Source organism: Bradyrhizobium sp. PMVTL-01 (assembly GCF_051861855.1).
GTDB lineage: Bacteria > Pseudomonadota > Alphaproteobacteria > Rhizobiales > Xanthobacteraceae > Bradyrhizobium.
In genome coordinates, this window is record NZ_CP193982.1 from 1280250 (window position 1) to 1302185 (window position 21936).

Below are 21936 nucleotides of genomic sequence, written 5' to 3' on the forward strand. Positions count from 1 at the left end.
GGAACAAGGTGTTTACTGGCGGCATCCTTCGTGAGGGGGAAGTCACAATGCCTCATCGTGTGTACCGCGCGTTAGAGCGGAATTGCCAAGTGCAGGCGGCCCTTACACAGCACAAACAAACGAGAGAAGAACTCGAAAAAATGCAAAGGGAGTATAAGGTCATTGCCGATTGGCTAGAGCGCCAACCGCCGGAGGCAGATCGGCCTCCTGATGTGCAATAGGTGCATCAGCATCGACAAAGAGCTTGCCGCCCTCAGACGTAGCCGGCCGCTGATAGACGATCAGCTGGCGCTGGGCCTGATGGCTGAAGTCGTCAAAGACCTTGAGACAGAGAGGGCCACGCTGCATTGGGACGAGAACAAGACGAGTGAGTAAAGGCGCCTCGGTCGGCGGTTGTTTCGATGTCGTCTGCTTGTCGTTATGGCAACAATTGAGCGAAGCAGCGTTCAAGCTGTTCTATCGCAAACGGCTTTTGCAGCCATGGTCGTCCGCTAAATTCCTCTGGCACTCCGTCCGCTCCATAACCCGTTGCGAACGCGAACGGGATGTTTCGATGCGCGAGAACCTTCGCCACAGGCGCGATGCTATCGCGACCTAGCCGTACATCGAGCACGGCGAGGTCAAAGGCAGCGTCCTTTGCGTGCTCCAACGCCGAAGGCAAATCACCAGCTTCGGCCGCGACGGTATGGCCAAGCTCAGTCACCATCTCGGCGACCATCATGCGGATGAGTACTTCATCCTCCACCAAAAACACCGAAGCCATACGCGCACCCCTTCAACTACTGCCGCGTGATCTTCGTTGCGGCCACGAAAGCTCGGAGAGCCACGCTTCGAAGCTCGCCCAAAGTACCTTGGCCTGCCTCGGCGGCTTGCAAAAGCTGTTCGGCAACCAGTCGTCGGCTCTCGTGAGGCTCCACCGTGCGGAAGCTCCCGGCAAGTCTCTTCCAACACAAATTCCATGTTTGACCTCACGCGGTCGGACAGAGGCATCCAACTTTCTCCGGCTCCGATGTCGGGATAATTAGGTAATATGGAACCGGCCCGAAGCGCTCCTCAAGAAGACTAACTTTCCAGACGGCCTCTTGGGTTAGCCACGCCCTAAGACAGATTGGAACGTTGTGTGCACTTTTGTACTTAGCACGCAGCCACAACGGAGTGGGCTGGAGGGCGGGCCGTGCAAAGTCCATTGCGGATATTGGTTGTCGAGGACGATTACCTCATTGCGGAAATGGTCCGGGAGGCGCTGGCAGAGGGAGGCTTCGAGACGGAGGTAGTGGCCTCCGGGCGGGAAGCGCTCGCGCTGCTTGATGACGACCACAAATACCGCGCGCTTGTGACGGACATCAATTTGCAGGACGATCACACAGGCTGGCAGGTGGCAAAACGCGCCAGAGAATTATTCGCCGATCTACCGGTGGTTTACATGACCGGCGCAGCTGCCGACGAGTGGGCGTCGCGCGGCGTACCAAACAGCGTTCTTCTGACCAAGCCATTCGCGCCTGCGCAGGTCGTGACGGCTGTTTCTCAATTGCTAAACGATACGCCGCCGCCATAGCGGACAATGTGCTGAACTCCGGAAGAAAAGGCCGCACCTGATGCTCCAAATGGAAAACCTTGGTGCGGCCCTTGGAATGTTAGGTGACTTTCACGAGGTAGCCTTTGGTGGCGGAACCTCGTCCTTCGACCTTGTAGAGTACTCCGAGTTCACGAAGCGCGGCCGAAAGGTTACTGGCGACCTTCGCAAGGTCTTCCTTGAGCCTACCGAACTGTCTGCTGGTCAGCGATAGCTGAGTACGAATGTACGACAGAGGCGTTTGCCCGGGCTCGCGTGTCCGCATCATCTCGATGACGGCTTGAGCCACGGAGTTGCTGCGCGGTGCATAGACCTTCGGGCCATCAGGCTCGAACTCCCATACAACCTGCTTGAGCCCCGGCATGTTCGTGTGGATGTCTCTCAGGATGGCGTCTCCACGCCAGTCCTTCGGGAGGACAATGTACACATCCGCCTCCGCGCAACGTCCCTCGGCATCGGTCACACGCCTGATGCAAATGCGGTTGATGGCTTGGATCACTGATGCCGAGACGTCCTTCTGAGAGATGACAGCCAAGATGTCCTCGTGTTCGCCGTGGCGGGGAGCCTTGAGCCACGAAGCATCCTTTGGTCCGTCGATGGCGAACACGTTGTTGATCGGTCGCGTCGGATCTTGCCAGTAGAGGCCGAAGATCACAGCCACGTTGCAGTGTTGCCAATCATTCTTCCCGTCCACAGCACCCCAGTAGCCGACGTGCAGCGGCAATTCTTTTGTGCTGTAGGTGCCGGCCAGGTCTTTCGCGCACTTGTGGACGCACAGGAACACCTCTCGTTCCTCTGGCAGTTGCCTTCGCAGTTCAGCGGCGAGGCGGGGCAGGCGCGTGTGCTTAGTTTTCTCCATCTTGGTCTTGCCCATGCCCGAGGTCGTGCGTGCGACGTGCAGGATCACGCTTTCGTAGTTGCGAATGCCGAGAGGTACATCGGCGATCATGACACCGCCGCCCAGTAGCTCATAGGTCACGTTGGAGCGAGCTGTGGCGTCCAGCACCAGAACACCCGGCATGCCCTTGGGGATGATGTAGCGCGCAGAGTTCAGGGTGTGTTGGGCACCGCTGCGGTGATAGTAGGCGAACTCTTCGAGCATGACCTGCACCGCCTCAAGGACGGTTGACACGTTTTGTGCAGCATCCTCGGCGAAGAGGTCGGGATCGAACTCGACGGAGCCCAAGGCCTCGCGGAGCGCTTCAATCTCCGAGGCGTGCTCAGGGAAGCCCTGAGCCCATAGAGGCACCGTCTGAGCATCGCCGCGGGCTTGCTCTTGTTCCCGCTTGTCGAGATAGCGCTGTAGATTTGTCAGTGTTTTGATAGCACCTCCGAACTTGTCCCTGTCCTCGTGCGGGATCGCTCGCAACACCAATTCAATGTCCTTGCTGCTGACCCGATGGTGGCTAACTGAGTTCAGTAATGCCTCGTCCACCACGACAAGATGGCGCTTGCCTCCAGCCCACGAGTAGAACGAGTTCCAGCGCTCCTCTGAGCCCGACCCGAAGGACCAGCAAGCGCGCATGAAGGCGGCGTGGGTGATCACCAGAATGTCCGCCTCGGCCATTTCGTGGGCCTTCAGTTTACCCTCGGTGTGACTGGTGACTGCTACGGGACGTCCAGCGATTGCGTTGATCTTCTGCACCAAGCTGTCAGCGTCCTTGATAAGCCGTGTAACGATCAGAGTGCCGATAGGCGTCCCGTCGCCCTTCGCGTTGGCCTCCGCTTGGAGAACTGCGTAAACACAGGTGCCCTCGGTCTTACCCGAGCCCGTTGGAAGTGGAAGCACCACAGAAGGCTTGAAGGGACTGTCACTCGCATTGTTGATGATCAGTTCTCTGGACCTGCTCTCGAAGACGCACCAAGCCTCCTTGAGGGCTGGTGTGGCTGGCATGTAGCCGTCAGAGATTTCGGACCAGTGTTGAACCATACGGTTCAGGAAGATTTGCGACGGCACGAGAGCAAGCCCGTGCTGGTCGATAGAGGTTTGCAAAGCAGAATTGTCCTTGAATTGAACACGACCCCTCATCCGGCCAAAGGACGGTCAGGAAGTGTCATGTTTGATGATTGTTAAAACCTCCCCCTTTTTCTCCTAAGAGAACAATCAAGGTGGAGCTTGAGGGGGAGATTGGAGTGTGAGAGAGTTGACGGTGAAAAGCTCGAACCGCAGCGGTCTAGGAGCTTGCCTTGTGGGCCACAGGAAGCCCGTAGGGTTCGTTTGAGCGTCTTGGTGCGGCAACACCATCACTCATCAAGAACGCCTCAGTGGACCCCTGAGCCCTTACTGAGGATGCCGTGTTGTGGGTGTTAGCCAAAGGCGTCCAAAAAGCCCGTAAGGTGGTCAGCTATAGGATGTGGTCAGCAAGACAACACGTACACGTAGAGATTAGTTAATCTCAGTCTATAGTGTTCTGCTCTTGTGCAGACCAACAGGCTTACGGCCACCAATTTGTCAGTAGCGCAAGGTTCACCAGAGGCTTCTAAGGTCTCCCATGTGGCCTCTGGTGCTCGCCCAGCGCGGTGCGTCTGCTCAGTCCTCCGAGCCGATAAGCGTGTTTAGAAAGTCTTCGGGCCTATCCCGCAGAAGCGCGTCTTTGCTGGTTGGCTTGGCCTTGGTGTACGTGAGGACGATGTTGCTGGCCTGAGCTTTCACTCGTGGGGTCGATGGTCCGACAGCGAGCACGAAGGCTTCCCGCAGGGCACCCTCGGCCTTTCCTTCGTCAGTAGGTGGCACGAAGATCCCACCGTCGCTGTTGTTGGCAACCTGGCGGGGCAGGTCAGGCAGTTCACCTTTCGCCTTCAGGCCTTCGATGAACCTATCGGCAAGTTCGTTAGCTCGGGCCCACAGGTGTTCTGCTTCGGCTCGGCGCATCCCATCGGGCACACCGTATCTGTAGAACTTGGTCGGGTCGGCCTTCGCAGCCGCGATCCGCGCTTGATCTCGGTGCTTCATCTTCTCGCGGAATTCGGGTGTTGCCCAAAGCTCCTTGAGGCGTGATGATGTAGCTTGAGTGGCCCTTGGAGCGCCCTTGCGGCGTGTGGACTTCTTCCGGGGGCGTGATTTGATCGTTGTTGTCATTTCTCTCTTTGGTTTCTGCGTTGGTCGCTTAGTGCAGGGTCTCGCTCGGGTCGCGCCCGATCAGGTGCGAGAAGAAATCTCGAAGTGCGGTTTCGTAGCCAACCTGCCATTCGTTCTCGGCAGGATCGCATTGGCAGAGTTCAAGCTCTCCGTAGAGCCAATCGAGCGCTTCATCCCAGTTGAGTTCTTCTTGTTCGAAGTCGGTGTCGTTCATCGGAGGTGTCAATTGAGTTCCTTGCGTAGTCGCGTTGTGTTCCGACAGGGTGTTCCGCCTCGTGCCGTTTTCGGGCTTTGAGAGCGCCTTTCTGTCAATAGGGACGGACCAATGGCCGAAAGGCCGTCTATCTTATTGAATTTCTTTGATTGGCCGGAAAAATTAGTGGACTTAGCAAAACAGGCGCCATAGCACCTTCCACGATGAAGTCCTTTCCATCCGACAATGCGGTGTTCCATGATGAACCCGCAGCGAGAGCCGCTATAGAAACCTTGAGGTGGCCAGACGGCCCCGTCTGCCCTCACTGTCACGCGAAGGCTCAGAGCTTTGAAATTGGGGGAGAGAAGCAGTCCCATCGCGCTGGGTTGCGTCATTGCCGAGAATGTCGCCGACAATTCACAGCCACTGTTGGCACAGCGCTCGAACGGACCCGAGTGTCTTACGTGAACTGGATGCGCTTGGCTTACATTCTTAGTCACACCAACAGTCGTAACCTGACCGTGCCCGAGGTGGCTGAGGCGCTCGACGTGCCTTACAAGACCGCCGCCCGCATGTTGGAGCGCGTGTCCGATACGCTGGTCACTTACAAGGGGTTGCTGGACAAGAACAGGTTTGGAGCGCTTGTCATTGAGTTCGTCGTGAAAGCCCGGGGGCGTCAGCCCCGACTTAGGTTTCCGAAGCATCCCAGCAACGCGAAGCACAGAGCAGATGTCGGGCTGAGATACGTGCGATGGAAACAGCGGCTGAAGCTGGACGCATCGGCCACACCCATCCCGACCGGTGTTCTTCGTTCGAAAGACAAGGCTTCGGTGTCACAGGAAAACCTTGATCGGGTCGAGAGGCTCCTCATGGTGGTCCTGCATGCTGACCAAGCCGAAGCCAAAGCGGCGAGGAAGAAGCGGAGTGGCTGGGAGTGGCATCGGCGGCGCTTCCAAGAGGTCCGCATCCGTAGTGCAAATAGTGCAGGCATACGTAAAAGGCTAAGTCCTTCTATCTCGCCTTCGAGCAATGGATGGCCGTGACCAGCGAAGAGCCACTCGCAGTTCAAGCACGCTGCTGCGATAAGTCTGGCGGCGGCTTGCCCCTTGAAGCCGAACATTTGAAGTCGGGGTGGCGGGTCCGCGCTCGCAGGGGCCCGGTGTCGAGATGGGACCCAAAGTTTTCCAAGGCTTCGCACTTATCCCGTGCGTCTCAAGCTCGTTCGAGAATGTTCGCGACGCTCTGGGCGTACCACTGGCCACCTCGTGCCGTGGGGATACCGCGCGCATTCAACGCATCGGCTAGCTGCCTGAGCGTGCTCGCACCGGCCTTCTGTGCCTCTCGAATGACGGGCAGCACGTTAGCCGCATAACGGTCCGCCTCGGCCTTCACGGCTTCAACGGCTCCCTTGCGGGCCAGGTGGAGCATTGGGTTGCCTAACGTGACCCCGCGAGCCTTGGCGGCCGATAGGGCTTGCCGGGTGCGCGTAGAGATGAGGGCGCGTTCCTTCTCGGCCAGTGCGGCGAAGAGGTGCAGCACGAACGGGTCTACGTCTGGCCCTAGTTCGGCGACCACGAAGGGCACCTTGTGGGCCATCAGGCCCGAGATGAAGTGCACGTCGCGGCTCAAGCGGTCGAGCTTGGCCACACCCACGTGACACCTGAGCTTCCGTGCAGCCGCCAGTGCAGCCTTGAGCTGAGGTCTGCGGTCCAGTGCATCGGCTCCCTTGCCAGTCTCGACTTCCACGAACTCGCGGGCCACCTCGTATCCTTCAGCAGCAGCGAAGTGGGCGAGGCCTTGTCGCTGCGCCTCAATGCCCAAGCCAGAGCGGCCTTGGCTGGTGGTGCTGACGCGGATGTAGGTGATGAGAGGGGTCGTGGACACGTCGGAGGTCCTCCAGAGGCTGGTCTGTAAAGAACCTTATCGACCAATTAGATTTTATACAAGAAGATGTTATAAACCAATTCCTCGTATAGAAGAAACATCACACGCGCGGCCTCGACGACGAACATCCAAAGACGGCGCTGCTGGAATTGGCATAAACTAGCAAGTTACTGGCTCACTCTCGCAAGACCGCGCCTCGTTGCAGCCAGTAGTGACGCTCGGATACTGAGAGCCGCGGCGGGCTGGCGGCGGGCGGTAGTACAGAGGAGGCTGCAAAGCCTGTCCGTTCCTCCGTGGGCAAATGTACAACTAACGTCAATTCTATCGTCTACTGCACCAAACGGGTGATTTGCGAAGGGCAAGCCGGTGCGCATCGATCAAAAGCGTCTCGACGTTGCAATAGCCGCTGAACGGGTTTTCAACTTTTCGGAAGTTGAATGGCGACCCTGATCCCTAGCCTTGGCTACGCGCGCTTCGACAGCCGCGGTGAGTTGCGTCTAGCGGAGCGTCTTAAGGACTTCCTCGAAGACAACGCTGTAGTTTGGCATAACCTCCCGACAGGCCCACGCGGCCGCCATCCCGACTTCATCATCGCTCATCCGGCGAATGGCCTCCTGGTGCTTGAGGTGAAGGACTGGCGTCTTGAGACGATAGCTTCGGCAGACAAGACAAAGGTCGAGCTGCTGACTAGTCGAGGACTGGTGCGGGAGAGCAATCCTCTCGAGCAAGCTCGCAAGTATACACTTGATGTAGTGCGGACGCTGGAGCGGGATGGGCAATTACTCTTTCCGCCAGGTCATCGCTTCATGGGCCGATCCCTTCTTCCGTTCGGGTTTGGAGCCGTATTCACGAATATCACGCGGAGGCAGTTCGATCAGACCAATCTCAAGGAGGTGTTCGTCGAACATCTATGCGTATTCAAGGATGAAATGACGGAGGGCACTGACCCTGAAGAGTTTCGATCCAGATTGTGGCGAATGGTCTATCCGCGCCTCGGAGACCCCCTTTCGATGCCGCAGTTCGACCGGCTGCGTGCGCTGCTATTTCCCGAAATTCGCATACGGCAAATTGCTCTGCCTCTGGACGAAGCCGTGGTGCCCGATCAATCCGACCGGACACTTGCAGTTATGGACCTGCATCAGGAACAGATTGCGCGCAGCTTGGGAGAAGGGCATCGGATCATTCGCGGCGTCGCTGGATCGGGTAAGACGCTGATCCTTGCCTTTCGAGCTGAGTATCAGGCGCGTGCGGCAACAAAGCCAGTGCTCGTCTTATGTTACGCCAATGGCATTGCAGGGCGAATTGAGGATGTGATGCAAGCCCGAGGCGTAGAGAACCGGGTTCAGGTCCTCACCTTCCATGCGTGGTGTTACCGGATGCTCCGGACTTATGGGATTTCTGCTCCATCCGAGCGAGACTATCCGGATTACGCAGAGCGATTGGCGGCGAGCGTTTCAGAGGTGCTAAAGGCTGTTGATCAGGGACATATCCCAACGGAGCAATACGACGCTGTCCTCATCGACGAGGCCCACGACTTCGAACCGCAATGGCTCGCACTCGCGGCGAGGATGGTAAACCCCCGCACGAAAGCGCTGATGGTCGTCTATGACGATATACAAGCCATTTACAAGGGACGTGAGCGCCCGGTGTGGAGGCAACTTGGCATTGATGCGCAGGGCCGAACGACCGTGCTAAAGGTCAATTACCGCAACACTGCCCAAATCCTCGCATTCGCCCGACGCTTCGCTGCGGACGTGATCGGCGCTCCGGGTACAATAGCCGATGATGAGAACGCTATCCTACTGCCCGAAGACGCTGGTCGGCAGGGACTTACGCCAGAAGTGCGGCAGTGTGTGAGCATTGATGCAGAAGCTCACTGCATTGCAGAATGGTTTCTCGGACGGAAAAAGGCGGGCTACGAGTGGCCGCAGATGGCCTGCGTTTATCCGGAGCATTGGATCGGGGAGCGGGTCGCTCAGGTACTCGTCAAGCATCAAGTGCCGATCGACATAGCCAAGAACAACAGGAACAGAGTTTCGACGAAGCGTGTAGCGGTCCGGTTCTTGAGCATGCATAGCGCGAAAGGGCTCGAGTTTCCTTGCGTAGCTATCGCAGGGCTGGGCTTTCTCGGCCGCCACGGGGAACCGCTCGAGGAATGCGTTCGACTGACGTATGTTGGAGTTACTCGAGCCACCCACGAGGCGCTTCTGACGTACTCAAGCAAGTCGGCGCTGGTACAACGGCTGATCGCGTAGCCTTAGAGCCCCGACTTTGCCGAGCGCCACACAGTGGCCGAACGCTGATTGAGGTAGCAATCTCGAAGCAGCTAAGCTGATTGTCGTGTTGTTTCAGTGTTTTGCTAGCGTGCCGTTCGTCTCCCCTCGGGGGCGTTTCATTACCTACCCGTATTGGTGCCGCTCTTGCCACGACGGAGTATTGACCGGATCGGCTAGAGCAGTCGGGCAAAAGATTACTGAGCCACATCGTGTGCCTTGGGCGCCACAAACCCTTGCTTCCCGATTGCACCCTTTGCAAAATGCCGCGCAAAGGACATGGTTTGGCGATGGAGCAAGACCAACCAGGTCATGTCGGACGCAGGCTGGCTGCAATAGTAGCCGCTGACGTGGCGGGCTACTCGCGGCTCATGGGCCTCGACGAAGAGGCTACGCATGCACGCTACACCGCCCTCCTAAAGGACGCCATCGAGCCTGCAATCGCGGAGCACGGAGGCCGGATTGTCAAGAGCACAGGCGATGGGTTCTTGGCCGAGTTTCCGAGCGCTGTCGAGGCGGTTCGAGCTGCCATGCAATTCCAGACCCGCATCAAGGAACTAACGACAGCTGAGGCGGAAGACCGGCGGATCGTTTTCCGCGTGGGCGTCAATATCGGTGACGTAATCGTCGAGCCTCATGACATCTTTGGAGACGGCGTTAATATTGCAGCGCGGCTTGAGAGCATCTCAGAACCCGGTGGCATCTGCATCTCGTCTTCTGTCTACGACCAGGTTCGAGGCAAGGTCGGGGTTGAGTTCGCCGATCTGGGCGAGCAGAACCTCAAAAACATTGCTTGCCCGGTGAGGGTATATGCCGCAGGTCGGGATGGCGCTGGCCCGGTGACAAAGGGCGGCAGCACGACACCCAATCCATCTTCAGCGCCCCGCTTGTCCCTAGTGGTTCTGCCGTTCGCAAACATCGGTGGCGATCCCGAACAAGAGTACTTTGCGGACGGGGTGACCGAGAGCCTGACAACGGACCTATCGCGCATCAGTGGTGCGTTTGTGATTGCGCGAAACACCGCGTTCACGTTCAAAGGCAAAGCCTTGGATGTAAAGAAGCTAGGACGTGAGCTGAACGTCCGTTATGTGCTTGAAGGTTCATTGCAGCGAAGCGGCAACCGCCTTCGCGTGAACGTGCAGTTGGTTGACGCCGCCACAGGCAACCACCTCTGGGCCGAACGCTTTGACAAGCCTGTCGCCGATCTCTTTGACATGCAGGATGAAATCGTATCGAGGCTCGCCAACGCACTCGATGCCGAACTCGTTGCCGCCGAGGCGCTGCGAGCGAAGCATTTAGTGCATCCAGACGCGATGGATTTGGTTTTCCAGGGTAGAAGCTGCTTCAACAGGGGGCTAATCCCCGATTACATGACGCAAGCGCGGCGCTTTTTCGAGCAGGCCTTGGCGCTCGATCCCGAAAATATCGAGGCCATGGTCGGTTTGGCGCGGGTCGATCAGAACCTCGGCGCTTCCTTGATGACAGACGACCGGTCAGCGCAGCTTGCTGCGGCAGAGACAACCATAACCAAAGTGTTATTCCTCGCACCGAACCACGCTTCGGCTCACGCGATTTTGGGCTCCGTGCAAATATTTACGAAACGCGCAGCTCAGAGCATCGCAGAATTCGAGCAGGCTTTAGCGCTGGACCGCAATTTAGCCCGCGCTCATGCTCTTATCGGCCTCGCGAAGCTTTTTCTTGGTCGAGGCGAAGAAACCGAAGCTCACGTCAACGAGGCATTCCGCCTTTCTCCTCGCGACACCTTTGTTCCTGAATGGCTGATATACGTCGGCTTGGCTAAGGCGCAGCTCGGTGCCGATGCCGAAGCAGTCAGTTGGATGCGTCGGGGCCTCGATGCAAATCGAAACTATTCGATTGCGCATTTCTTTCTCGGGGCTGAACTGGCGCGGCTTGGCGAACTAGAGCAGGCGCGCACCGTGGTACAAGCAGGACTTGCGCTGGATCCGGACTTCACCCTTCACCGGTTCCGCACTAGTGGACCGGGAAACAAACGCCTCATTGAGGGAATGCGATTGGCCGGGGTTCCGGAAGGATAGCCTTTGTCATGTCAGACCCTATCGCAGTCAGCCGTAAGCTCGTCGCAGTCTTCGCAGCGGATGTCGAAGGCTACAGCCGCCTCATGGGTGCTGACGAGGTCGGCACGCTCAAGGGGCTGACCGAACGGCGCGCGATCCTCGACAGGATCATTGGGGAACACAGGGGCCGCATAGCGAACACGGCGGGCGATAGTGTACTTGCCGAGTTCGGGAGCGCCGTTGAGGCCGTGCAGTCCGCGGTGGAGGCACAGACCGCTTTGGCCGACGAGAACTCCACCATCGCACCGGACCGCCGTATCAGCTTCCGTATTGGAGTACACATCGGCGACGTGATGGTCCGGGCTGGAGACCTGTTCGGAGACGGCGTGAACATTGCGGCACGGCTACAGGCATTGGCGAAGCCGGGAGGCGTGTGTATCTCCGGGGCCACGTACGACCAGCTGCGCAAGGTCTTGCCGATGACCTTCGCGGACTTGGGCGATCAGCAGGTGAAGAACATCCTAGAGCCAGTCAGAGCCTATCGGGTGGGTACGCCGAGTGAAACGCGAGAGGCTGCCCCTGCGCGTGTTGCGGAGATTGAGAGCCCGCCTCGGTTGCCCGACAAGCCCTCCATCGCCGTACTGCCGTTCGAGAACATGTCCGGCGATCCCGAGCAGGAATATTTTGCGGACGGGATGGTCGAGGAAATAATCACAGCGCTCTCGCGGTTCAAATGGCTGTTCGTGATCGCCCGCAATTCGAGCTTCACGTTCAAAGGCAAAGCCGTCGATATCAAGGAAGTCGGACGCAGGCTCGGCGTGCGCTACGTCCTTGAGGGGTCGGTACGCAAGGCGTCGCAGAAAGTTCGCATCACGGGGCAGTTGATTGATGCAGTGACGGGCGCACACATTTGGGCGGACAGGTTTGAGCGTGACCTGACGGATGTTTTCGCTCTGCAGGACGAAGTCACGGTCGCGGTGGTCTCCGCCCTCCAGCCAAAATTGCTTCAAACAGAGATTGCAATGGCGGCGCGGCGGCGGCCAGAGGGCCTCACCGTATATGATCTTTATCTTCGAGCTAGGCAGCAATCTTACCTAACGACCCGCGAAGGGCTGGCCGAGACGATAAGGCTGGCTCATCGCGCTAGACCCGCGGTTCGCCTTTGTCGCGGCTCTGGCAGGTGTCTGTCACATGAACAACGTCCTTTGGGGCTTTTCCATCGATCCTCAATTGGACCGCAAGGAAGCAGTTCGGCTCCTTCGTCTAGCATTGAGCATCGACGATGGTGATCCGGAAACGTTAGCTTTGTGCGCATTCCAGGGATGGTGATCAGGTGTTCCAGGCGATGGTGATCACGGATTCCAGCGATCGTGATCAGATGCGGAGGCGAACACGACTGACGGGTTTATGTGTGCTGGAAATGGTCTCCTGGTCAAGGCTGGCGGGTTGGTTCGGAGATCGTTCCGGCGGTCCATGGGAGGGCCCCGTGCGCGGCGCGGAGTGCCCCCATGAGCGACGGAGCGACGCGCGCGGGAGGGGCCTGTGGGCCGGCGGGGCGATCGTGCGCGAGGTGCTCACGGTTTTTTCTTTTCGCCAGCCTGACGCCGTAGACTGTCGCCTTTGAGCTCGAGGCGGTGCGCATTGTGAATGATGCGGTCCAATATCGCATCGCCAAGGGTGGGATCGGCAATGACGTCGTGCCATTGCGACACGGGGACCTGACTTGTGATCAACAAGGATCCCTTGTCGTAGCGATCATCGACAATCTCGAGCAGATCGCGGCGCTGGTCGGCGGTGAGCGGTTCGGGTCCCCAGTCGTCAAGGATGAGGAGATTGACGCGCTCGAGCGCGGCGATCAGGCGCGCCAGACGGCCTTCGCCGCGCGCCTGGGCGAGATCGGCGAACAGGCGGGATGTTCGCTTGTAGAGGACGGAGAAGCCGTCGCGGCAGGCCTTGTTGCCGAGCGCACAGGCAAGCCAGGACTTGCCGGTGCCGGTTGGGCCGACGATGACCAGGTGGTTGGCCTCACGGATCCATTGGCAGGTGGCGAGGGTTTGGAAGAGCGAACGGTCAAGGCCGCGAGCGGTGCGATAGTCGACGTTCTCAATGGCGGCGGCTTGCCGGAGCTTGGCACTGGTCAAGCGGCGCGTGAGGCGGCGGTTGTCGCGGGCGGTGACCTCGCGATCGACGAGGAGGCCGAGCCAATCGGCGTGCGGCATCTCGGCCGCCTCGGGGTTGTTCTGCAGTTCAGTGAGGGTATCGGCCATGGCGGCGAGGCCGAGGGCGCGCAAGCGATCGACGGTGGGGTGAATAAGCATGCTGATCTCTCCTGATCAATTGTAGTAGCTGCGGCCACGGATGTTGGCGTGGAAGAGGATGGGCGCCTCCTCGGCGGGAGGCGCGGTTCTGTCGGTGCCGTTCTTGAGGATGGCGGCGACCGTTTTGTACGAGCGGGCGTTGAGCAGCAGGGCCCGGGCGCAGGCGGCGTCGACGCGTTCCTGGCCGTAGCGCTTGACCAGCCCGAGAATGCCGATCGCGGAGCGGAAGCCCTGTTCCGGATGCGGCCGCGACCGCAGGATGACGTCGATCAGGGTGTCGGCGTCGGGGCCGACCTTGGCGGCTTCGGAACGAATACGCTCATGGGTCCAGTCACGATAGCGGCGATGCGAACTCGGCATATGCTCGGCAATCGTGGTCGGGCGATGCGGCAAGGTGCTGCGCAGATGCGAGGCCACGCGCTTGCCACGGAGGAAGATCTCGACGGTCTTTTGGGTGATGCGAGCCTCGACCTCCTGATGCAAGAGGTTGTGAGGGACGCTGTAGTAATGCTTGGCGATCTCGACGTGATAATCGAGGTTGACCCGGCAGCGCTTCCACTCGGCATACTCGTACGGTTCATCCGGCAAGGGGGTGAGCGCCTGATGATCGAACTCTTCGAACAGATCGCGCCGACTTCGCCCCCAGCTCCGGAGAGGTCGATCGTTCAGCTCGACAAGGAGGCTGTGGATCGCCTCGTTGAGGGCGGCGAGCGAGAAGAAGCGGCGGTTGCGCAGACGCGCCAGAATCCATCGCCCGACGATTTGGACCCCGACCTCGACCTTGGCTTTGTCGCGCGGCCGATACGGCCGCGCCGGGACGATGGCGGTGCGGTAATGGCGGGCGAGATCGGCATAGGTCCGGTTGACCATCGGCTCGTGAAAGCAGGCCCGGGTGATGCCGGCCTTCAAATTGTCGCTCACCGTCTGCCGGGCCACACCGCCGAAAAAGGCAAAGGCCCGCACGTGCGAGGCGATCCAGTCCGGCAGGCTCTGGGTGAGGCTGGCCTCGGCGTAGGTGTAGTTCGAGGCGCCGAGCACGGCGACGAAGATCTGCGCGCTGCGCACCTCACCGGTGAGCCCGTCAACTACCTCCATGGTGTGGCCGGAATAGTCGACGAACAGCTTCTCGCCGGCGACATGGACCTGGCGCAGGGTCGGCTTGAGGCGGCCGGCCCATTCCTTATAGCGTTCGCAGAACCACGCATAGCTGAAGCTGTCGGAGTTTGCGTCGCAATACTCCTCCCACAACAGCATCAGCGTGACGTTCGGGCGCCGCAGCTCGCGATGCACGAGCGCCCAGTCCGGATGCGGACGCTCGTCGCTGGGCCGATCGGAAGGCGGCGGAAACAGGCGGTTCTCGAGCTGGACGTCGTCATCGAGCTCCGTTGGCAACGGCCAGGTCAGACCGGCGCGGCGGGCTCGGTTGACGTACTTACTGACCGTGCCCTGGGCCAGACCGAGGCTGCGGGCAACGGCGCGTTGCGACATGCCGACGCTGTAGTGCAGGCGTAGAACTTCGCGAATGTGGCGCATGGACAGTCTCTCTGTCGGCATCTCGATCCTCTGCGGTTGGGCAAAAGACCGAGCTACCCCGGTTGCAGACTGTCAGCGGTGGGCGCCTCCTGGTTGTCCCCGATCATGATCGCTGGAAATAGCGATCACGATCGGCTGGAAACGGTGATCACGATGCTCTGGAATGGGTGATCACGATGGCCTGGAATCGGTGATCACGATCGGCTGGAACGCGCAAGCTTTGGCGGCCGTAATCTCGGCATTCATGGTCGGCGATTGTGAGAGTGAGACCGAAATGGCTGACCGGGCAGTCGCGCTCAACCCCAATTCATTTAACGCATGGAGTTACAGAGGCTGGGTCTATCAAATTGCGGAGCTGCCGGAGGAAGCGATCCGGAGCTTTGAACGTGCCATTCGTATGAGCCCGGTGGACCCGCTGCTACCCCTGGTGTTTCTTGGGATGGGGGTGGCCTTTATTGAGCTTCGTCGGTTTGACGAGGCCATCGCCGTGGGGAAGAAAGCCCTGCGTCAGATCCCCTCCTTTGCGCCAGCTTACCGCGTTCTCGCGGCTGCATTCGCCCATCTCGGACGTGACGCGGAGGTGCGTGTGGCGGCGGCTCGTCTGCTTCAGGTCGATCCCGCCTTCACAATATCCGCGAGGATGGGTCGGCGCAGACAATCACACGTGAAGCTGACGATTGAGGGGCTTCGGAAAGCGGGGTTGCCCGAATGAGCCCGGTGTATCCCCTCGTCCCCTGTGGCGAGCACGCTGCCCTGTGAACCTCGGCGGCGGCTATCGGCTTGAAGGTGGTAGCAGGGAGTGGTAGCAATCAGCTTGCAGCAAGGCTGATTTGTTCTTGATTTTCAGTGCCTTCATCCGTTGCCCTTCGTCTCCCCTAGGGAGCGCCAGAAAATCAATAACTGATCTGCCGCGCGCAACGGGTAATGGTCCACCGACCACGGAGCGACCGTGTATAGACTTTTTTGAGGGCACAAGGCGCTGCGGTACGCACCCCGCTGCTCAGAAGGCTCAGCTTCCTCGCGAGCGATGGCTCGCCCACGCCGCTTCATTCGCAATTCGCAATCCCCAGAACCGTGGCGCGGCCAGACACAGTCGCTATTACGTGATGCGAGCGGACCTGGTTGCCTCGGAAGCGTTTGCAGGCCAACTGCCAACTCATGCCGCCTCTGGCAATCTGAACTGATGCAGCACGGGGAGGCCGGCCGGTTCAGGCTGGCGGGCTGCGCCGTTTCAAGAGATTAGAAGAAGGCAAGTAATCCCGGCGACCATGACGTCAAAGCCGGTCAATGCGACGAGGACAAAGGCTCGCTCGATGCTGTCCATGGACTTCCCCCACTCATACGCGCATTCCCAAGACGCGAGGCTACATTGCCGACGTGCCGAATCAATTCGATTGTCAACCTGCTGCACGCACGGGGCTGTGGATAGCGGGGGCAACGGCAGTGGCGAAGCAGTTTGGGGCCGCTAGAGTTTCTCGTCCTATCGTGGGGGAGACCCAGTCTGGTCCCGGTCGAAGTCCGGGATCAACGCCATCAGAACGAAAACGATAGTCCGCCAAGCGTTGATAGAAATCCGCTACTCATTGGCCGGTTTAGCTAGAGCGGTTCACGGATTTATTGAATCGGAAGGGATTCCGGGTCTGGGACGAATATGATTCAAGATGCTGGCTGGGCTGGAGGCCAGCATCCGATGGTCCGACCAATTTCCAACGATTTGCGTAAGCGTGCGGTATCCGCTGTTGCCAAAGGTGAGAGCTGCCGATCTGTGGCGGAACGGTTTGGCGTTGCTGTCTCGTCAGTTGTGAAGTGGTCACAGCGTTATCGAACGACCGGCTCGGTAGCGCCTGGCAAGATGGGTGGTCACCGCAAGCCTGTGCTTGATCCGCACCGCGCCTTCATCGTCGAGCGGATCACTCAGACGCCGCACCTGACGCTGCATGGTCTGAAGGCGGAACTGGCAGCCCGTGGGGTCAAGGTCTCACACAATGCGGTCTGGCTGTTCCTGCGCCGGGAAGGGCTGCGGTTCAAAAAAAACACTGTTCGCCCTCGAACAGGCTCGCGCCGACGTCTCTCGTAGGCGCTTGCGTTGGCGAGCCTGGCAGGCCGGGCTCGATCCGGGCCGGCTCGTCTTCATCGATGAGACCTGGATCAAGACCAACATGGCCCCTTTGCGAGGCTGGGGACCCAAAGGGGCGCGCCTGCGCGGCTTCGCTCCGCACGGTCACTGGCGTACCCTCACATTCCTCGGCGCGCTCCGCCATGACCAACTCACGGCACCCTGCGTCTTCGATGGCCCGATCAACGGTGAATGCTTCCGTGGTTACGTAAAGCACATTCTCCTGCCAACCCTGCGTGAAGGCGACATCGTCATTCTCGACAATCTCGGAAGCCATAAGTCGAAAGCCGTCAGGCAAATGATCAAGGCTGCTGGCGCCAGACTCTGGTACCTGCCGCCATACTCGCCCGACCTCAACCCAATCGAACAGGCCTTCTCCAAGATCAAACACTGGATGCGGCAAGCTCAGAAGCGCTCAATCGAGGAGACTTGGCGCCATATCGGTCACCTCGTCCAAGACATCCAGCCTCGCGAATGCGCCAACTACTTCGCCAGCGCCGGTTATGCTTCAATCAAAATGTGAAACGCTCTAGTGGCTGATAGCTTCCGAGAAAAGATGTTATCGGAAGTAATCTTCCGGATGTCCCCTTGTTCAGGAGTGAATGTCTGGAACGGGCGAAAAGCGCGGCAGAAAGCCGCGAAGTCCGGAGACTAGAGGTGGGGTAGCCGGCACGCCCACGGACCCGACAAAAACAGAACCCCGCCCCGGGTGACGGGGCCTGAAGGAGAGTTGGAGAACGCTGTCTTCGGTGTGAGAAGACGCTGTCCCGATACGCAAACCCGCCCGTTCCGGCTTGTGATGCTGTGCCGCGGCCGTTGGCGCGTGATGCGCATCACGGTGAAACTGAAACGGTGGCCTATTCTCGCGACAGGCTAGCAAAAATGCCTGCCTGAGTACCAACCATGGAGAATAGTGATGCCCAAAGTCATTCCAGCAGTATTCTTTCAGAAGCAACTAGACGGCGTTAAGTTTGACGCCCAGAAGCCCGAACGGCTCGAACTCTTCGAGAGCCACCTCCTCGAGGTAGCCGGAGGACTGAGCCAGGTCCGCCACGCAACCGGATCACGACTGACAATCGATGGGCCTGACGGTTCCGGTGGTCACACGACCTTTTCGGGTTCGGCCGGATGGGCGGATGTCATGCAGGCTGACGACTGCGCAGCCTAACGATCCGGCTTTCTGGACCAGTCCGGAAAGCCGGGGACGACTTCCATAGGAGAAGAGCCACCATGGAACCACGGATTGGGATCATAACGTACGGTGACGATCCACATGGCCATCTGATCAAGAAGAAGATCGGAGAGCAGCATGGAGTCTGGTGCTGCCTGATCCCAAGCGACGAGCTTGTACTCCGCGGGCGCCTGGAGTGGTCGTCGGACAGTGACGCACCAGCCCTTCTCCCGACCATGGATGGGCAGACCGTCGACGTCAGGACGCTGAACACGCTGTGGTACCGGCGCACGACCGTGAAACAGTTGCTGCCCGAGCACACTGACGCTGCCTATGAGCTGCCTATCTTTCGTGGCACCGAGAGAGTCCTCGAGGGCATACTCCTGAACGCCTTTCAAGGGCACTGGGTCAGTCATCCTCTTGCCACCCGCTTGGCGGAGAACAAGCTGGTGCAGCTACATGCCGCAAAGCGCGCCGGTCTCCGGATCCCAGCCACGCTCGTCAGTCAAGATCCAGTGCACATTCGCCGCTTTTGTGCGGCGCATCCGGGGGCGATCATCAAGCCCGTCGCGACGCCGCGTGGCGTCGAACTGGCGTCGACAGCAGTCGTCAGCCAGGAGCTGCTCGACAACGAGGAAACCCTGGCCCTGACGGCGTCGATCTACCAGGAGTGCATCCCAGGCACGCGCCACCTGCGCATCTCCGTCCTTGGCGAGCGCTGTGATGGTGCGCTCATCGAGGCCGAGGCACTGGACTGGCGGTTTGATCTCAATGTGCCCTTCAGTCCTTACCCGCTCGAGAGGCACCTCGAACAAAGGTTGCGCGACACCCTCCACGAGCTCGGTTTGGTCATGGGGATCTTCGACGTGAAGTTGACCGACGACGATGAGCCCGTGTTCCTCGAGGTCAACCCGCAAGGACAGTTTCTCTTCGTGGAGGCCCTGTGCGACCTGCCTCTCGCCGATATCTTCGCCGCCTTCCTTGTCGACCAGGCGAAGCAAGATGTGAGGTCTCGGCAGCGTTAGGCTCGTACGACGTACCCATACGACGGAGACCGCCTGAGTGATCCGCCACCGAGCGGGTAGCCCCGTCGTCTGAAAACAGATCGTGGTAGGTTGCGCGCCGCAGCGTCACCGCTGATGACGTGATCGAGTGAACCGCCTTGCATTTGCTCCGGCGCAACTTGCACTCACTCCGGCGCAAAATGAGCCACAGAGCGCCGTTGCCTCTGCGCCGCGCGATGGTGGCATGACGAGCGCATGGCCGGGCTCCCCTCGACGCCTGTTCGAGCGGCGATCGCGAGAGGAGCCTTGGCCGTACGTCCTGGCCCTATCCCTGGCCGCGAGTTCAGTGATGCGCCGAAACGCTCCTGACGGTCTCGGTGAGCATATCGCCCGACGCGGAATGGCCGATGTCACCCAGGCTGATGATGCCGACCATCCGCTTGCTCTTGTTGATTACCGGCAGCCTGCGGACCTGCAGCTTCTCCATGTGCTGCATCGCCTTGGCGAGGTCATCGTCCTCGCGGCAGCAATGGATGCCCTCGGTCATCACGTCGCGCGCCGTCGCGCGGCGGGCATCGAAGCTGTGGCTCGCGAGTCCTTTGCAGACGATATCGCGGTCGGTCACCATTCCGACCAGCTTGTCATCCTCGCCAATCGGAATGCAGCCGATGTCATGCGCCCGCATCAGCTTGGCAAGCTCGGAGATCGGAGTGTCGGGGCTGACCCAGTCGACACCCTTGTGCATCACGTCTTTGACTTTCATGGCGAGCCTCCGTTCGTGGTTTCAAGTGCGTAGATGCAACGCAGCGGCACCCCATCTTCAGAACTCCAACCCGACAAGCGCAGACACTCTCGCCATCCTGGGCAGAATGACGGTGACCTCGCGGCCAGAGTTCCCGCCCAATATCGTAAGGACAATGGGCTGTGTACAAAATCCTCAGTCATGCGCACTGAAGCGCCCGTGCCGTGCATTGGCCGTCAGGCGCGCAAACTGCGCGCGACCCATATGAAGCAGCGTTTCATGATCGCCGGCTTCCATGTAGATGTCCGGCTGTGCCTCGATGCTGTCGTCGACGATGATGTCCAATCCGTAGCATTTGCCGACGGCGGGAACTGCACCATGTGCGCAGTCGCGGAACAGCCGATTGATCTCGGTTTCATCGGCCATGTGGACATTGTCGCCGAGGCTTGTCCTCAGGTCCGACAGGCGGAGGTGATGCGATGCGGGCAGGACGGCCAGCATGTATCCGCCGTCGCGCCGCAATACGATACCCTTGGCGAGGCGGTCGCCAGAGATGTGGCATGCCTGCGCCGTTCGAGCCGACGTCATGCTGAGTTCGTGCGGGATCACCTCGTACTGGATGTTCTCAGCGGCGAGGTATTTCTGGAGCGTGGGAGCAATGGCCATGGCATCACCTCCGATGCTGAATGGAAACCATCCACCGTGAGGTCGACCCTGCAGACTCTCGCCATACGATGGGCGGCTGCCTGACTAGAGACCCAGCATAAGTCTTCCACCCGCAAGCTGCAATTCATTTCCCTTCGAAGCCGCAGCGAGCGTGCGCAGAAGCAGGCTTCGCCTGGCTCTGCGCCGGCGCTCTGTCACGCCGTCGTGCCTTCGATCGAACGGCGGATCACCCGTTGCACCTCCGCATTCGACAGAAACAGATCGTGGTTGATGATGCCCCAGCCTTCCTGGGAGGCATCGAGCACGCGTACACCGAGCTGCGCGATGGCGGCCTTCTCCGCGGCGCCGACCCTGGTCATTCCACCTGCGATTTGTCCCGACAGCGCAAGGGCCCGATCGTTCGTTGCGGCGATCACGGTAATCTTGCCGGCGAGCGGGCCGATGCGCTGGATGGCCGACGAGAACACGTCCATGTCGATATCGGGTGCGGCAAACACGACCGCACCGATCCTGCTCGTGACCGTGTCGCCGTATCGCGCATAGAGCTGACGCAGGCTTTCGAGGGTCAGCATGGTTCCCATGCTGTGCGCAACGATGTGCACGCGGCCGCCGCCTGGCGCCGACACGAGCGCAGAGAGCACGCGCTCGAAATCGTCGCGGGACCACATCGCGCTGTCGCGGTCATAGGCATAGTCGAACAGTCCTGCCTTGGAAGGCCAGGAGAATGCCACGGTCCGGCCGCGGAACTTGATCCCGTCGGAGAGATGAGCGGCATCCAGCACCGCCGTCTCGAATGTCTGCTTGAAGCCGTGCACGTAGATCAGCACGTCCCCTCCGCCGGCCTGCGCGGCGAGATCGCCAGCGTCGGCCGACACCGGTTCGATCCGATCAAGACGCCAATCGCCGAGGCCAACCGAAGCGAGAGAAAGACGGCTCTCGTCCGGAGCCACAAGCCTGGCCCGCGCGACCGTCATGCTCGTCGCCCGCTCCGGCCCAAACCAGGGTTTGGTGCGGCCGCCGCTGACGGGCTTGCGCGTGGTGGTGACAAGCAGCGTGGGGTCAACGGAGAGTGACGACGCGTCGAAGCGCGCGCCGGTCGCAGCGAGGCCAGCGCATCCGCCGAGCGCGAGGGCACTTCCTGCCGACACAAGTCCGCCGAGGAGCGCGCGGCGCGAAATGGAATGACGGGAGTCGCTTTGCAGAAGACGTTGGACGATCACACGGAACCCCAGGGAACTTGCCCACCGTAAGCCGCCCCGCCTGTCTCACTGAATGACAATGGGGGCGAGAAGACGGCGCAGCAGTTTCGCGGTCGGTTCCTGATCGTCGCGTCCGAAAAAAGCGCCAG

20 protein-coding genes and 1 pseudogene are annotated in these 21936 nt (G+C 59.8%); 10 read left to right on the forward strand and 11 right to left on the reverse strand.

Annotation, left to right across the window (positions count from 1 at the left end):
* Positions 1-159 precede the first annotated feature (159 nt).
* Together ACRQ5Q_RS06060 and ACRQ5Q_RS06065 are read right to left on the reverse strand one after the other, a co-directional pair.
* Complete coding sequence (locus ACRQ5Q_RS06060) at positions 160-450, reverse strand: hypothetical protein (protein ID WP_439396478.1); 291 nt, start codon at positions 448-450, stop codon at positions 160-162.
* Positions 419-763, reverse strand: a complete 345-nt coding sequence (locus ACRQ5Q_RS06065; RefSeq protein ID WP_439396480.1) for a response regulator — start codon at positions 761-763, stop codon at positions 419-421. Before ACRQ5Q_RS06065 ends, ACRQ5Q_RS06060 begins: the two co-directional genes overlap by 32 nt.
* A 411-nt stretch (positions 764-1174) precedes the next feature.
* Here ACRQ5Q_RS06065 and ACRQ5Q_RS06070 point away from each other — a divergent pair, with 411 nt between their 5' ends.
* On the forward strand, positions 1175-1555 hold the full coding sequence (locus ACRQ5Q_RS06070) for a response regulator (RefSeq protein WP_439396482.1): 381 nt from the start codon (positions 1175-1177) through the stop codon (positions 1553-1555).
* A 79-nt stretch (positions 1556-1634) separates the two neighbouring features.
* Here the strand turns inward: ACRQ5Q_RS06070 and ACRQ5Q_RS06075 are convergent, their stop codons facing one another.
* The 3 genes from ACRQ5Q_RS06075 to ACRQ5Q_RS06085 all read right to left on the reverse strand — a co-directional run bounded on the left by ACRQ5Q_RS06075 (position 1635) and on the right by ACRQ5Q_RS06085 (position 4866).
* Positions 1635-3566: a hypothetical protein gene (locus ACRQ5Q_RS06075; protein WP_439396484.1), complete on the reverse strand. Its 1932-nt coding sequence runs from the start codon at positions 3564-3566 to the stop codon at positions 1635-1637.
* 537 nt (positions 3567-4103) lie between these two features.
* Positions 4104-4652, reverse strand: coding sequence for a hypothetical protein (locus ACRQ5Q_RS06080; protein WP_439396485.1), 549 nt, complete (start codon positions 4650-4652; stop codon positions 4104-4106).
* 28 nt (positions 4653-4680) lie between these two features.
* Complete coding sequence (locus ACRQ5Q_RS06085; RefSeq protein ID WP_439396487.1) at positions 4681-4866, reverse strand: hypothetical protein; 186 nt, start codon at positions 4864-4866, stop codon at positions 4681-4683.
* Positions 4867-5069: 203 nt separating this feature from the next.
* On the opposite strand from ACRQ5Q_RS06085, the pseudogene ACRQ5Q_RS06090 reads away from it, so the two are divergent.
* Both ACRQ5Q_RS06090 and ACRQ5Q_RS06095 read left to right on the forward strand, forming a co-directional pair.
* Positions 5070-5201 (forward strand): annotated as a pseudogene (locus ACRQ5Q_RS06090) (transposase); the annotation flags it as partial.
* A gap of 108 nt (positions 5202-5309) precedes the next feature.
* Positions 5310-5888, forward strand: a complete 579-nt coding sequence (locus ACRQ5Q_RS06095; RefSeq protein WP_439399981.1) for a hypothetical protein — start codon at positions 5310-5312, stop codon at positions 5886-5888.
* Between the two features lie 169 nt (positions 5889-6057).
* Here ACRQ5Q_RS06095 and ACRQ5Q_RS06100 read toward each other — a convergent pair whose 3' ends face one another.
* A complete protein-coding gene (locus ACRQ5Q_RS06100) occupies positions 6058-6729 on the reverse strand; it encodes a recombinase family protein (RefSeq protein WP_439396489.1) in 672 nt (223 codons plus the stop codon).
* 437 nt (positions 6730-7166) lie between these two features.
* Between ACRQ5Q_RS06100 and ACRQ5Q_RS06105 the strand changes: the two genes are divergently transcribed.
* The 3 genes from ACRQ5Q_RS06105 (at position 7167) to ACRQ5Q_RS06115 (ending at position 12327) form a co-directional block, all read left to right on the forward strand.
* Complete coding sequence (locus tag ACRQ5Q_RS06105; RefSeq protein ID WP_439396490.1) at positions 7167-8984, forward strand: DEAD/DEAH box helicase; 1818 nt, start codon at positions 7167-7169, stop codon at positions 8982-8984.
* Between the two features lie 308 nt (positions 8985-9292).
* Positions 9293-11059 carry an adenylate/guanylate cyclase domain-containing protein gene (locus ACRQ5Q_RS06110; protein WP_439396492.1) on the forward strand — a complete coding sequence of 589 codons (1767 nt, stop codon included), beginning with the start codon at positions 9293-9295 and terminating at the stop codon, positions 11057-11059.
* Between the two features lie 8 nt (positions 11060-11067).
* On the forward strand, positions 11068-12327 hold the full coding sequence (locus ACRQ5Q_RS06115) for an adenylate/guanylate cyclase domain-containing protein (RefSeq protein ID WP_439396494.1): 1260 nt from the start codon (positions 11068-11070) through the stop codon (positions 12325-12327).
* Between the two features lie 285 nt (positions 12328-12612).
* On the opposite strand, the gene istB is transcribed toward ACRQ5Q_RS06115, so the two are convergent.
* Entirely contained in the window at positions 12613-13356 is a 744-nt protein-coding gene (gene istB / locus ACRQ5Q_RS06120) for an IS21-like element helper ATPase IstB (RefSeq protein ID WP_439392912.1), read from the reverse strand.
* A 15-nt stretch (positions 13357-13371) separates the two neighbouring features.
* Positions 13372-14910, reverse strand: a complete 1539-nt coding sequence (istA, locus tag ACRQ5Q_RS06125; protein WP_439392910.1) for an IS21 family transposase — start codon at positions 14908-14910, stop codon at positions 13372-13374.
* A 142-nt stretch (positions 14911-15052) separates the two neighbouring features.
* Between istA and ACRQ5Q_RS06130 the strand changes: the two genes are divergently transcribed.
* The 4 genes from ACRQ5Q_RS06130 to ACRQ5Q_RS06145 all read left to right on the forward strand — a co-directional run bounded on the left by ACRQ5Q_RS06130 (position 15053) and on the right by ACRQ5Q_RS06145 (position 19201).
* Entirely contained in the window at positions 15053-15601 is a 549-nt protein-coding gene (locus ACRQ5Q_RS06130; protein WP_439396496.1) for a tetratricopeptide repeat protein, read from the forward strand.
* Positions 15602-16579: 978 nt separating this feature from the next.
* Positions 16580-17528, forward strand: a protein-coding gene (locus ACRQ5Q_RS06135; protein ID WP_439368321.1) for an IS630 family transposase whose coding sequence is annotated in 2 segments (ribosomal slippage) — positions 16580-16915 and positions 16917-17528 — 948 coding nt in all. Because the reading frame shifts where the segments join, the coding sequence is not laid out codon by codon here.
* A 393-nt stretch (positions 17529-17921) separates the two neighbouring features.
* A complete protein-coding gene (locus ACRQ5Q_RS06140) occupies positions 17922-18173 on the forward strand; it encodes a hypothetical protein (RefSeq protein ID WP_439370878.1) in 252 nt (83 codons plus the stop codon).
* A 62-nt stretch (positions 18174-18235) separates the two neighbouring features.
* Entirely contained in the window at positions 18236-19201 is a 966-nt protein-coding gene (locus ACRQ5Q_RS06145) for an ATP-grasp domain-containing protein (protein WP_439396497.1), read from the forward strand.
* A 322-nt stretch (positions 19202-19523) separates the two neighbouring features.
* On the opposite strand, the gene ACRQ5Q_RS06150 is transcribed toward ACRQ5Q_RS06145, so the two are convergent.
* The 3 genes from ACRQ5Q_RS06150 to ACRQ5Q_RS06160 form a co-directional block, all read right to left on the reverse strand.
* Positions 19524-19943 carry a CBS domain-containing protein gene (locus tag ACRQ5Q_RS06150; RefSeq protein ID WP_439396498.1) on the reverse strand — a complete coding sequence of 140 codons (420 nt, stop codon included), beginning with the start codon at positions 19941-19943 and terminating at the stop codon, positions 19524-19526.
* Between the two features lie 174 nt (positions 19944-20117).
* Positions 20118-20588 carry an aminoacyl-tRNA deacylase gene (locus ACRQ5Q_RS06155; protein WP_439370874.1) on the reverse strand — a complete coding sequence of 157 codons (471 nt, stop codon included), beginning with the start codon at positions 20586-20588 and terminating at the stop codon, positions 20118-20120.
* A gap of 194 nt (positions 20589-20782) precedes the next feature.
* Positions 20783-21808, reverse strand: a complete 1026-nt coding sequence (locus tag ACRQ5Q_RS06160; protein ID WP_439396499.1) for an alpha/beta hydrolase — start codon at positions 21806-21808, stop codon at positions 20783-20785.
* Between the last annotated feature and the right edge of the window lie 128 nt (positions 21809-21936).

Coding starts and splice junctions, on each gene's coding strand:
- ACRQ5Q_RS06065 (WP_439396480.1), bottom strand. CDS start 763: ATGGCTTCGGTGTTTTTGGTGGAGGATGAAGTACTCATCCGCATGATG.
- ACRQ5Q_RS06140 (WP_439370878.1), top strand. CDS start 17,922: ATGCCCAAAGTCATTCCAGCAGTATTCTTTCAGAAGCAACTAGACGGC.
- ACRQ5Q_RS06130 (WP_439396496.1), top strand. CDS start 15,053: ATGGGTGATCACGATGGCCTGGAATCGGTGATCACGATCGGCTGGAAC.
- ACRQ5Q_RS06080 (WP_439396485.1), bottom strand. CDS start 4,652: ATGACAACAACGATCAAATCACGCCCCCGGAAGAAGTCCACACGCCGC.
- istA (WP_439392910.1), bottom strand. CDS start 14,910: ATGCCGACAGAGAGACTGTCCATGCGCCACATTCGCGAAGTTCTACGC.
- ACRQ5Q_RS06155 (WP_439370874.1), bottom strand. CDS start 20,588: ATGGCCATTGCTCCCACGCTCCAGAAATACCTCGCCGCTGAGAACATC.
- ACRQ5Q_RS06145 (WP_439396497.1), top strand. CDS start 18,236: ATGGAACCACGGATTGGGATCATAACGTACGGTGACGATCCACATGGC.
- istB (WP_439392912.1), bottom strand. CDS start 13,356: ATGCTTATTCACCCCACCGTCGATCGCTTGCGCGCCCTCGGCCTCGCC.
- ACRQ5Q_RS06085 (WP_439396487.1), bottom strand. CDS start 4,866: ATGAACGACACCGACTTCGAACAAGAAGAACTCAACTGGGATGAAGCG.
- ACRQ5Q_RS06110 (WP_439396492.1), top strand. CDS start 9,293: ATGGAGCAAGACCAACCAGGTCATGTCGGACGCAGGCTGGCTGCAATA.
- ACRQ5Q_RS06150 (WP_439396498.1), bottom strand. CDS start 19,943: ATGAAAGTCAAAGACGTGATGCACAAGGGTGTCGACTGGGTCAGCCCC.
- ACRQ5Q_RS06105 (WP_439396490.1), top strand. CDS start 7,167: ATGGCGACCCTGATCCCTAGCCTTGGCTACGCGCGCTTCGACAGCCGC.
- ACRQ5Q_RS06115 (WP_439396494.1), top strand. CDS start 11,068: ATGTCAGACCCTATCGCAGTCAGCCGTAAGCTCGTCGCAGTCTTCGCA.